This window comes from Crenobacter sp. CS_VA4 (assembly GCF_055597485.1).
On record NZ_JBVMAE010000002.1, the window covers coordinates 320,209 to 331,221 of the forward strand.

The following is an 11,013-nucleotide window of genomic DNA, read 5'->3' on the forward strand; positions in this document are numbered from 1 at the left end:
CTGTCTGTCTCGCGATACGCCTGCCGAGATCACCCAGGACGCCAGCCGCAAACTGCATCCGCCGCCGTCTGCCAGTCCCGCCCCAGCATCATCGCGTGCCCACTATTCGGCAACATCAGCGGCCGCTGGCCATAAGCTCGCGCGGTTCGGCCAATGATAGCCGGCGGGATCACCTTATCGCGCGCCCCACCGATCACCACCACCGGCACCCGCACGTTCTCCACCCGTGCTTCAGGCGAGTTAGCCATCGCTTCGGCCAACACGCTCCGGGCAAAAGGACTCGCCAGGTTGTCCTGCGCCGCTCGCAGTTCATCCCGGTCGAGCTTGTCGAATGGCACCGCGCCCATCAGCACCGCCTTGCGCGCTGGATTACGGGCCAGCCAGTGTTGAACCACGAAACCGCCCATCGAATGGCCGACGATCACCGGCTCCGCCGCCAGCTCGCGGGTGATCAGCTCTACATCCTGCACATAATCGATCACCGACCCCACCCGCTCGCGGCGACTGCCGCCGTGGTTGGTCAGCGACAAGGCGATGGCGTGGTAGCCCTTCTGCGCCAGGTACGGCAGAAAGGTCTGCCGCCATTGCCAGCCGTCGCCGCCGGCGCCGTGCACCAGCACTACCGGCACCGCATCGGCATGCTCCGGGAGTTTCTCGAACACCTCGATGCCGGACGGCAACAGATAGGTGTCAATCCGCCTCGTCAGCTCGCGCTCGATGACGGGGATGAAGGCGACCGCTTCGTCGCCGTCGGTCTCGATCCGGCCGCTGAAACGATGCGCCAGCGCCATCATGCGCAGGTTACGGCGGATGAATAGGATGGCCACCTGCGAGATGCCGCGCTTGCGCGCCTCGGCGAGCGACGCGCTCAGCATCCGGCTCGACAAGCCTTGCCCGCGCGCCGGCCGGCTGACGCTGACGCCGATTTCGGCGGCCGGATGACCGGCGTCGTCGAACACGGTCAGGTGGCAGAAGCCGGCCAGACGCCCGCCCTGCCAGACGCCGTAGACGACGTCGCGGTTGTAGTTGATGCCCTGCACGTAGGCGGCCAGCGCCGCATCGTCGGCTTGGTAGGAAAAGCGCAGGAAACGGTCTTCCGCGTCCAGCGCCAACAGGTGATCAAGGATGGCCGGGGTATCCAGCTCGGTCAGCCGTACCGCCGTCCCCTCTTGTGAAGAAAACGCGACTACGTCCATGTGATCCGTCCTTTCCCGAGCACCGCGCCAGGCGCGAGGCTCTTGGTGAGTGACGTCCACAGGCTGGCAGATCGTTCCATCGATGTCAAATAAGATACTGATATCAATGAATATTCTTCCAAACTATGGACGCCTCACTATAGGCGGCGAATATGACAGAACGAAAACGCGCGACCGAATCGGCTCGCTTGCCACGGCGACGAGGGCGCAGAGTCGCCAAGCAACAAAAAAACGGACTGGGCAACCGAGGTTGCAACCAATCCGTTCCTGTTTTGCGCCTAAGCGGCAGCGCGATCAGCCTGAGTTCAGGCCACCGCCTCGTTCACCACGCCGTGCGCCTGCTCGTCGGCATGGTAGCTGGAGCGCACCATCGCACCGACCGCGGCGTGCTTGAAGCCCATCTCGTAGGCCTTCTCCTCGTACCACTTGAAGGTGTCCGGGTGCACGTAGCGCAGCACCGGCAGGTGGCCGTCGGTCGGCTGCAAATACTGACCGACGGTGATCATGTCGATGTCGTGAGCACGCATGTCGCGCATCACTTCCAACACTTCCTCGTCGGTCTCGCCGAGGCCGACCATGATGCCCGACTTGGTCGGCACGTGCGGGTTCTGCGCCTTGAAGTCCTTCAACAGCTTCAGCGAGTGCAGGTAGTCCGCGCCCGGACGCGCCTGCTTATAGAGACGCGGCGCGGTTTCCAGGTTGTGGTTCATCACGTCCGGCGGCACCGCGGTCATGATCTCGAGCGCGATGTCGAGACGGCCGCGGAAGTCCGGCACCAGCACTTCGATCTGGGTGCCCGGCGACTGCTTGCGGATCTCGTTGATGCAGTCGGCGAAGTGCTGCGCACCGCCGTCACGCAGGTCATCGCGGTCGACCGAGGTGATCACCACATACTTCAGGCGCAGTGCGGCAACGGTTTCGGCGAGGTGGATCGGCTCGTTCGGGTCGAGCGGATTCGGCCGACCGTGGCCGACGTCGCAGAACGGGCAACGACGGGTGCAGATGTCACCCATGATCATGAACGTCGCGGTGCCCTTGCTGAAGCACTCGCCGATGTTCGGACAGGTGGCCTCTTCGCAGACAGTGTGCAGCTTCTGCTCGCGCAGAATCTGCTTGATCTCGTGGAAGCGCTGGCCGTTCGGCAGCTTGGCGCGGATCCATTCCGGCTTCTTCAGCTTCTCGTCGAGCGGGACGATCTTGATCGGAATGCGCGCGGTCTTGTCCGCACCCTTGTGTTTCACGCCGGCGGCGTTGTCGATCTTCATGCAGTCTCCTCCGTCACCGCCAGGTGACGCTCCAAATGGGGTAGCAACCGATCGGCGACGTCATGCAGCGTCACCGGCCCGGCCCGTTCCTTCAATTGCGTGACTTTGAGTCCGGCGTACCCGCAGGGGTTGATCCAGTCGAACGGGGTCAGGTCCATGTCCACGTTCAGACTCAGGCCGTGATAGGTCGCATGGTTGCGGATGCGCAGGCCGAGCGAGGCGATCTTGGCACCGTCGACGTAGACGCCCGGCGCATCGACGTCACCGTAGGCATTGACGCCGTAATCGGCCAACAGGTCGATCACCGACTGCTCGATACGACGCACCAGTGCACGCACGCCGATACCGAGCCGCTTGACATCGATCAGCAGATAGACGACCAGCTGGCCCGGACCATGGTAGGTCACCTGGCCGCCGCGGTCGGTCCTCACTAGCGGGATGTCGGTATGCTTGAGCAGGTGCTCTTCCTTGCCGGCCAGGCCGAGCGTGTACACCGGCGGGTGCTCGACAATCCACACTTCGTCTGGGGTGTCGGCGCCGCGCGTCTCGGTGAACGCCTGCATGGCGCGCCAGGTCGGCTCGTAATCGACCCGGCCCAGCCATTTGACCTGGCGATCCACTACAGCACCACCTTGACCATGTGGTGGCCGGTCAGCGCTCGGTAGATGTTGTCGAGCTGCTCACGGCTGTCGGCGGTGATCGTCACCGTCAGCGCCAGGTACTTGCCGCTAGAGCTCTCGCGCACGTCGAGGTCGGATTCGGTGGTGGCCGGAGCGTGCTGCTTCACCACGTCGAGGATGGTCACGGCGAATTCGTCGTGCCGCTCGCCCATGATCTTCAACGGGAAACGGCAGGGAAATTCGAACAGATCGTCTTTATCACTCATGGCTTTATCCAGCTAGTAGGCCGCCGAACAGGGCCGGCGGCCGGATTCACAACGGCCGATTGTCGCACTATGTGGGACGACGTTCCACCCGTCTGAGAGCAGGGTCTTGCAACAGCCGACCCTGCCCTACTGCTTAGAGCCTGCTCATAATCTTGCTACGCGGACCTGATCGGGGCTCATGTGCCGCTCGAAATCCTCATGTACTCCGAGTACATTCCGGTTTCTGCGCTGCTCTTCACCCGCCGCTGAGGCCCGCTCGCGACAGCTTCTGAACAGGTTCTTCTTACATACCGAGCATCAGCTTGATGCTGTCCCACAGCCGGCCGAAGAAACCGGCTTCGCCGACGCTCTTCAGCGCCACCACCGGACGCTCCAGCAGCGGCTGGCCGTCGAGGCTGACCTTTAGCGTGCCGACCTGCTGACCGGCCTGGATCGGCGCGATCACCGGCTGCTTGGTGGTCAGCTCAGCCTTCAGCTTGGCGGCCTGGCCCTTGGCCACGGACACGAACACATCACCGGCAAAGCCGATCGGCAGCTTGTTGGCATCGCCCTTGTATACCGACACTTCCGACACCGGCTTCTGTGCGGCGTACAGCTTCGGCGTATCGAAGAACTGCAGGCCGTAGTTGAGCAGCTTGGAGCTCTCGACCGCGCGCGCTTCCGGGCTAGCGGTGCCGACTACCACCGATACGACGCGACGGCCGTCGCGGTGGCTGGAGGTGACCATATTGTAGCCGGCTGTATCGGTGTAACCGGTCTTCATGCCGTCGACGTTCGGGTCGCGGTACAGCAGCAGGTTGCGGTTCGGCTGGGTGATGTTGTTATAGGTGAACGACTTGATCGAATAGGTCGGATAGTACTCGGGGTAGTCGCGGATCAGCGCCGCGGCCAGGATGCCTAGGTCGTGCACCGTGGTGTAGTGGTTCGGGTTTGGCAGGCCGGTGGCGTTCATGAAGTTGGTGTTCTTCATGCCCAGTTTCTTGGCCTGCTGGGTCATCACCTGGGCGAACACGTCTTCGCTGCCGGCGATCGCTTCGGCCAAGGTCACGCAGGCGTCGTTGCCCGACTGCACGATCATGCCTTTGATCAGGTCGTCGACACGGGCAGGCTTTTTCGGATCGAGGAACATCCGCGAGCCTTCGGTCTTCCAGCCGCGCTGCGACACCGTCAGCATCTGGTCCGTCGACAGGCGTTTTTCCTTCAGCGCCTTGAAGGTCAGGTAGGCGGTCATCAACTTGGTCAGCGACGCCGGTTCGACGCGGGCATCCGGGTCGCGCGCCGACAGCACCTGGCCACTCTGGAAGTCCAGCAGGTAATAGGCTTTGCCAGCGATTTCAGGAGCGGGTGGCACAAAGGCCGACGATGCAAAGGCGAAACACGGCAGCGCGAACGATGCTGCCACAATCAGGCTGGTCAATTTTTTCATTGGCATTACAACTGTGGTGTGGGCTGGCAAATACTGTAGGCGGCGATTATACACCGCTACACCGGCAAGGGACGCGCCGAGCAAACTGCACCGCGCCAAAACCGCCGGCCGTGCGACGCGCGTCCGCAACGGCATTGGTGCAGTGCTACGACTTGGAGTTCCGAGCAGCGCCTGATAATCTGGACCGCAGCAATTAAAGAACCAGACATAAGAGACTCATCACAGCCATGCAAGCGAAGCACGACTACCTAGAACGCATCCTGACTTCCCGAGTTTACGACGTCGCCGAAGAGACCCCGCTCGAGCTCGCCCCCAATCTGTCGCGTCGGGTCGGTAACGACATTCTGCTCAAGCGCGAAGACCTGCAACCGGTGTTCTCGTTCAAGATCCGCGGCGCCTACAACAAGATGGCCAAGCTGTCGGCCGAACAGCTGGCGCGCGGCGTGATCACCGCCAGCGCCGGCAACCACGCGCAGGGCGTCGCGCTGTCGGCGCAGAAGCTCGGCTGTGCCGCCACCATCGTGATGCCGGTGACCACCCCGCAGATCAAGATCGACGCGGTCGCCAGTCGTGGCAGCAAGGTGGTGCTGTTCGGCGACTCGTACTCGGATGCCTACCAGCACGCGATGAAGCTGGTCGAGGAAACCGGCCTGACCTACATCCCGCCGTTCGACGACCCGGACGTGATCGCCGGCCAGGGCACCGTGGCGATGGAGATCCTGCGCCAGCACCCCGGCCACATCGACGCGGTGTTCGTCGCGATCGGCGGCGGCGGCCTCGCGGCCGGCGTGGCCAGCTACATCAAGCGCCTGAAGCCGGAAATCAAGGTGATCGGCGTGCAGACCGTCGACTCGGACGCGATGAAGCGCTCGATCGAGGCCGGCCACCGGGTCGAACTGAAGGACGTCGGCCTGTTCGCCGACGGTGTGGCGGTGAAGCTGGTCGGCGAGGAGACCTTCCGCATCTGCCGCGAGCTGCTCGACGAAATCATCCTGGTCGACACCGACGCGATCTGCGCCGCGATCAAGGACATCTTCGAAGACACCCGCTCGATCACCGAGCCGGCCGGCGCGATGGCGGTGGCCGGGGCCAAGGCCTATATCGAGCGCGAAGGGTGTAGCGGCGAGACGCTAGTCGCCATCGCCTGCGGCGCCAATATGAACTTCGACCGGCTGCGCCACGTGTCCGAACGCTCCGAGCTCGGCGAGCGGCGCGAGGCGATCATCGCCGTCACCATCCCCGAGCGGCCGGGCAGCTTCAAGAAGTTCTGCTCGGTGATCGGCAGCCGCAGCATCACCGAATTCAACTACCGCTACGCCGACGCCGGCACCGCCCACGTGTTCGTCGGCGTGCAGATCCAGAAAAAGGACGACGTCGGCCGCGTCATCGCCGACCTGCGCGCCAACGACCTCGACGGCCTCGACCTGACCGACAACGAGCTGGCCAAGCTGCACATCCGCCACCTGGTCGGCGGCCACGCGCCGTCGCTGAAGGATGAGCGGGTGTTCCGCTTCGAATTCCCCGAGCGCCCGGGCGCGCTGATGCGCTTCCTCGAAGCGATGCGCACCGACTGGAACATCAGCCTGTTCCACTACCGCAACCACGGTGCCGATTACGGCCGCGTGCTGGTCGGCATCCAGGTGCCGGACAGCAGCAACGGCGAGTTCCAGCGCTTCCTCGACACGCTGGGCTACCCCTGCGTCGAGGAAACCGACAACCCGGCGTACAAGCTGTTCCTCGGCAAGACCGCCCACTGACCCGCTTCGGCCAACCCCAGGGTTGGCCGAATGCCTTCATCTAGTGACCGAGACATGATCAAAGCAGTCCTGTTCGACCTCGACGGCACCCTCGCCGACACCGCCCGCGACTTGGGCGCCGCCCTCAACGCCCTGCTCGCCGAACACGACCTGCCGCCGCAGCCGTACGAGGCGATGCGCCCTATCGCCTCGCATGGCGCGCGCGCGCTGATCAAGCTCGGCTTCGGCATCGACAAGGAACACCCCGACTTCCCGGTGCTGCGCGCCCGCTTCATGGACCTGTACGAAAACAGCTTCGACAAGGAAACCGTGCTGTTCGACGGCGTGCCGGAGCTGATCGAAAGGTTGGCCGAACAGGGTCTGCCCTGGGGCATCATCACCAACAAGCCGCAGCGCTTCACCGCCCGGCTGGTCGACGCCCTCGCCTTCCCGGTCGCACCGGCGGTCATCGTCAGCGGCGACACCACCCCGGCACCGAAGCCCGACCCCCGCCCGATGCTGCACGCTACCGACGCGATCGGCATCGCGCCGGAACACTGCCTGTACGTCGGCGACGCCGAGCGCGACATCGAAGCCGGCCGCGTCACCGGCATGAAAACGCTGATCGCCAACTGGGGTTACATTGCCGACGACGACGAGCCGCACGCCTGGCAGGCCGACGCCTTTATCGACCACCCGCTGGATGTACTTCGCTACCTTTAAAAAGCCAAACGCACCAACTATATTGAGCGTTCCAATTCAATCGTCATATTGACCAAGGGGAGCGCACAATGGGCTTTTTTGATTTTGTCAAAAACGCGGGTGAAAAACTGTTTGGCAGCAAGGAAGCCGAAGCCGCCAAAGCTGCAGCCGAACAGAACCCGGACGACGACGCAGCGAAGGCGCAGCTCGATCAGGTCAACCGCACCGCCGGCGACGCCATCGAGGCCTATATCCGACAGAACCAACTGGACATCACCGGACTGGCGGCCACCTTCGACAGCACGACCGCCACGGCCACCCTGTTCGGGGTCGCCAAGGACCAGGCCACGCGCGAGAAAGCCACCCTGGCCGCCGGCAACGTCGAAGGCGTCAGCAAGGTCGACGACCAGCTCACGGTCAGCCAGGCCGACGAACCCGAAGCCATTTTCTACACGGTGGTCAGCGGTGACACGCTGTCCAAGATCGCCAAGGAGCAATACGGCGACGCCAATCTCTATCCTGAGATCTTCGAGGCCAACAAGCCCTTGCTCAGCCATCCGGACAAGATCTACCCCGGCCAGTCGCTACGCATCCCTCCGCGCTAAAAGCGCTGACAGGCCTTGGCCTACGGGTGTATACTGATCTCACATCTGGGGGCGACCTTGGTTTCGACGGGGGTTGCGAAGCAGATGAGGGCATACCGGGATTTCAGTCACCCCGTAAAACACTGAATTTTTTTAGTCGCAAACGACGAAACTTACGCTCTAGCTGCCTAACGGTAGCTAGACACTGCAACGGTTCGCTGATGGGCCGGGTGGGTCAAACTACTGCAGTGTCATTTTACATCAGCTAGTTCTGTGTCGGGTCACTTGGCTCAGGGCGAAACAATAGGTGACTCGCTTCAGCCAAGCCTGCCCGTCGGCGTGGTCTGCGGTTAAATCCAAATGACAAGGCTAAGTATGTAGAACTCACTGTGTAGGATTTCCGGACGCGGGTTCGATCCCCGCCGCCTCCACCAGCATTACAAAAACCCGCTAACTGCAAAGTTTAGCGGGTTTTTTCTTGCCATAAACATGGCACCGAGAACATTGACCGAACTACACATCAGCATGGATAGCAATAATCTTGGCCGATATGTGCCATTCAATTCAACAGAACCCGGCAAGCGGGAGCAAGGCAGCTTAAACTCTGCCTTTCGCCTTCAAAGGCTTTGGTTACCCCTATGACGTTCTCCTCCCTCGGTTTGATCGAGCCGCTGTTGCGAACCCTCGACACCCTCGGCTACCAAACGCCTACGCCGGTGCAGGAGCAGGCGATTCCGGCGATTCTCGCTGGGCGTGACCTGATGGCGGCGGCGCAAACCGGCACCGGCAAGACCGCCGGCTTTGCGCTGCCGCTCTTGCAAGGTCTGGCCATGGAAGGTCCGCCAGTGGCCAGCAATTCGGTGCGCGCATTGGTGTTGGTGCCAACTCGCGAACTGGCTGAGCAGGTACATGAGAGTTTTCGTGAATACGGCGCGCACTTGCCACTGCATAGCTATGCGATTTACGGCGGGGTGAGCATCAACCCGCAGATGATGAAACTGCGCAAAGGCCTCGACGTCCTGGTCGCCACACCAGGCCGCTTGCTCGACTTGCTCGACCACAACGCACTTAGGCTTTCAGCGGTCTCGATGCTGGTGCTGGATGAGGCGGATCGCCTGCTTGATATGGGCTTTGCCGACGAACTCGGGCGTATCCTCGCGCTGCTTCCGAAAAATCGCCAAAATCTGTTTTTCTCCGCGACCTTTCCGCCCGCCGTACAGGCGCTCGCTGAAAAGCTGCTACGCAATCCGACCCGCATCGAGGTGCAGCCCGCGCCGACAGCCGAGCCCACCATCCTGCAGCGAGCGATCGAGGTCGACGCCAGCCGACGCACCCAACTGTTGTGTCATTTGATTCAAGAAAACCGCTGGGACCGGGTGCTTGTTTTTGTCGCCACCAAACACTCCGCGGAACAGCTTGCCGACAAACTGGGTAAAGCCGGAATCAACGCAGCCGCCTTCCACGGCGAATTCAGTCAAGGCGCGCGCAGTCATGTCTTGGCAGAATTCAAAGCTTGTCGATTGCAGGTGGTTGTCGCCACGGATGTCGCCGCTCGGGGCATCGACATCGAGCAATTGCCTGCCGTGGTGAACTACGACCTGCCACGATCGGCGGTCGACTACACTCACCGCATCGGTCGCACCGGTCGCGCGGGTGACCTCGGTGCCGCCGTCAGCTTCATCAGCGCCGCCTCCGAAACGCATTTCCGGCTCATAGAAAAACGTCAACGCCTCCGCCTGGCACGCGAACGGATCCCGGGCTTTGAGCCTATCGGAACCACGACACCAGCCGCGGCAGCGCCGGTAGCCGCATCAACTGGGCCATCTACCGGCGGCATCAAAGGTAAACGCAAGGGCAAGAAAGACAAGCTCCGCGAAGCCGCTGCGCGAGGAAATGATTAGCCGCCGCTGTTACCTAATCGTTCCCACTGCTCGACTCAAAGCCCTGAGGCTGCTCTTACGACTCATGAAGACGCGTCGACATCCAGACCGCCACGAATCAGCGCTTTTGGCAACGACCAATCCCCACTTTTGGCCGAAAGCGGGGATTTACCAATGATCGCTCTCGACCGATTCTGTTGAAAAACTAGCTACCCCGGCAGACCGTCGGCAGAATCATCATGTCGGCGATCGCAGGGGGCATGCAGCATGATGGGGCAGCTATCGAGTGGGCAGGAGCGCCTGTTTTACTCGTTCAATCTGGAAGATCACGTCCCCTGCAACCACCTCTTGCGCAGCATCGATCGCTGTCTTGACCTCAGCGACCTGCGCCAACACCTCGCAGATTTCTATAGCCCGATTGGGCATCCCTCGATTGATCCTGAGCTGATGATCCGCATGCTGATCGTCGGCTACGGCTACGGCTATGGCATCCGCTCCGAGCGGCAGTTGTGCGAAGAGGGGTATTTGAACCTGGCCTATCGCTGGTTCTGCCCGGTTGGGACTGGAAGATGAAGTACCCAATCACTCGACGTTTTCCAAGAATCGACATGGCCGTTTTCGGGAGAGCGGTCTATTTCGCTGGTTGTTTAATGAAGTGCTGCGCCGCTGCATGGACGTAGGTCTGGTCAAGGGCGAAGGATTTGCCGTGGACGCCAGCCTCATCAAAGCGGATGCCAGCAGGCAGCGTGGTGTAGCAGAGAATGAAGAGGTCAACTGGAGCGATCCGGCACTCAGCACCCGTGCCGTGCGTGAGTACCTCCGCGCACTGGATGGCGATGCGCAGGCGGAAACGCTACCTAAGCGTGTTTCGCTGACCGACCCTCAGGCCCGCTGGACAGCAGCGCCAGGGGGCCCAGCCTTCTTCGCCTACTCCACGAACTACCTGATCGATACCGAGCACGGTGTGATTCTGGATGTGGAAGCCACGCCGGCGCACCGCACAGCCGAGGTCGAGTTCACCAAGACGATGGTTGAGCGCGTCGAAGAACAGTTCGACATCACGCCTGCACGCCTCATTGGCGACACGGCCTATGGGACAGCCCCAATGCTGGCCTGGATGGTCGAAGAAAAGCACATCGAACCGCATGTGCCGGTGTGGGACAAAACCAAGCGCAAGAACGACAGCTTCTCGAGTAACGACTTTCACTGGGATGAAACGGCTGGAGAGTACCGTTGCCCTGCAGGACGCCCCCTGCGAAGCGAGTGGCGGGCCTTCAAGCACCAGCGCTCGCACATCACCAAGGCCAATACCGTCATCTACCGTTCCAGTCAGGCTGA

At 62.0% G+C, this 11,013-nt stretch carries 9 protein-coding genes, 1 other RNA gene and 1 pseudogene; 6 read left to right on the forward strand and 5 right to left on the reverse strand.

The annotated features are described in order from the left end of the window. Positions 1-29: 29 nt before the first annotated feature. The 5 genes from ACZ2IA_RS03365 to ACZ2IA_RS03385 form a co-directional block, all read right to left on the reverse strand. Positions 30-1,196: an alpha/beta fold hydrolase gene (locus tag ACZ2IA_RS03365; protein ID WP_470291153.1), complete on the reverse strand. Its 1,167-nt coding sequence runs from the start codon at positions 1,194-1,196 to the stop codon at positions 30-32. 305 nt (positions 1,197-1,501) lie between these two features. After that, complete coding sequence (gene lipA / locus ACZ2IA_RS03370; RefSeq protein WP_470291154.1) at positions 1,502-2,461, reverse strand: lipoyl synthase; 960 nt, start codon at positions 2,459-2,461, stop codon at positions 1,502-1,504. After that, positions 2,458-3,081, reverse strand: coding sequence for a lipoyl(octanoyl) transferase LipB (gene lipB / locus ACZ2IA_RS03375; RefSeq protein ID WP_470291155.1), 624 nt, complete (start codon positions 3,079-3,081; stop codon positions 2,458-2,460). Before lipB ends, lipA begins: the two co-directional genes overlap by 4 nt. Further along, positions 3,081-3,347, reverse strand: a complete 267-nt coding sequence (locus ACZ2IA_RS03380; protein ID WP_470291156.1) for an HP0495 family protein — start codon at positions 3,345-3,347, stop codon at positions 3,081-3,083. The genes lipB and ACZ2IA_RS03380 overlap by 1 nt, the downstream gene beginning before the upstream one ends. A 283-nt stretch (positions 3,348-3,630) precedes the next feature. Continuing rightward, positions 3,631-4,773, reverse strand: a complete 1,143-nt coding sequence (locus tag ACZ2IA_RS03385) for a D-alanyl-D-alanine carboxypeptidase family protein (protein WP_470291157.1) — start codon at positions 4,771-4,773, stop codon at positions 3,631-3,633. A 227-nt stretch (positions 4,774-5,000) separates the two neighbouring features. Here ACZ2IA_RS03385 and ilvA point away from each other — a divergent pair, with 227 nt between their 5' ends. The 6 genes and pseudogenes from ilvA to ACZ2IA_RS03415 all read left to right on the forward strand — a co-directional run. Beyond that, complete coding sequence (ilvA, locus tag ACZ2IA_RS03390; protein ID WP_470291158.1) at positions 5,001-6,530, forward strand: threonine ammonia-lyase, biosynthetic; 1,530 nt, start codon at positions 5,001-5,003, stop codon at positions 6,528-6,530. A gap of 54 nt (positions 6,531-6,584) precedes the next feature. Beyond that, positions 6,585-7,232 carry an HAD family hydrolase gene (locus ACZ2IA_RS03395; protein WP_470291159.1) on the forward strand — a complete coding sequence of 216 codons (648 nt, stop codon included), beginning with the start codon at positions 6,585-6,587 and terminating at the stop codon, positions 7,230-7,232. Between the two features lie 68 nt (positions 7,233-7,300). Next, a complete protein-coding gene (gene lysM, locus ACZ2IA_RS03400; protein ID WP_470291160.1) occupies positions 7,301-7,816 on the forward strand; it encodes a peptidoglycan-binding protein LysM in 516 nt (171 codons plus the stop codon). Positions 7,817-7,863: 47 nt separating this feature from the next. Next, positions 7,864-8,229, forward strand: a transfer-messenger RNA (tmRNA) gene (gene ssrA / locus ACZ2IA_RS03405). Between the two features lie 204 nt (positions 8,230-8,433). Next, positions 8,434-9,696 (forward strand): DEAD/DEAH box helicase, encoded by a 1,263-nt coding sequence (locus ACZ2IA_RS03410; RefSeq protein WP_470291161.1) that lies wholly within the window; start codon positions 8,434-8,436, stop codon positions 9,694-9,696. 246 nt (positions 9,697-9,942) lie between these two features. Then, positions 9,943-11,013 (forward strand): annotated as a pseudogene (locus ACZ2IA_RS03415) (transposase); the annotation flags it as partial.

What these genes read in the sequence shown, in the direction of transcription:
- ACZ2IA_RS03365 (WP_470291153.1), bottom strand. Translation starts at nt 1,196, where the DNA reads ATGGACGTAGTCGCGTTTTCTTCACAAGAGGGGACGGCGGTACGGCTG.
- lipA (WP_470291154.1), bottom strand. Translation starts at nt 2,461, where the DNA reads ATGAAGATCGACAACGCCGCCGGCGTGAAACACAAGGGTGCGGACAAG.
- ACZ2IA_RS03380 (WP_470291156.1), bottom strand. Translation starts at nt 3,347, where the DNA reads ATGAGTGATAAAGACGATCTGTTCGAATTTCCCTGCCGTTTCCCGTTG.
- ACZ2IA_RS03385 (WP_470291157.1), bottom strand. Translation starts at nt 4,773, where the DNA reads ATGAAAAAATTGACCAGCCTGATTGTGGCAGCATCGTTCGCGCTGCCG.
- ilvA (WP_470291158.1), top strand. Translation starts at nt 5,001, where the DNA reads ATGCAAGCGAAGCACGACTACCTAGAACGCATCCTGACTTCCCGAGTT.
- ACZ2IA_RS03395 (WP_470291159.1), top strand. Translation starts at nt 6,585, where the DNA reads ATGATCAAAGCAGTCCTGTTCGACCTCGACGGCACCCTCGCCGACACC.
- lysM (WP_470291160.1), top strand. Translation starts at nt 7,301, where the DNA reads ATGGGCTTTTTTGATTTTGTCAAAAACGCGGGTGAAAAACTGTTTGGC.
- ACZ2IA_RS03410 (WP_470291161.1), top strand. Translation starts at nt 8,434, where the DNA reads ATGACGTTCTCCTCCCTCGGTTTGATCGAGCCGCTGTTGCGAACCCTC.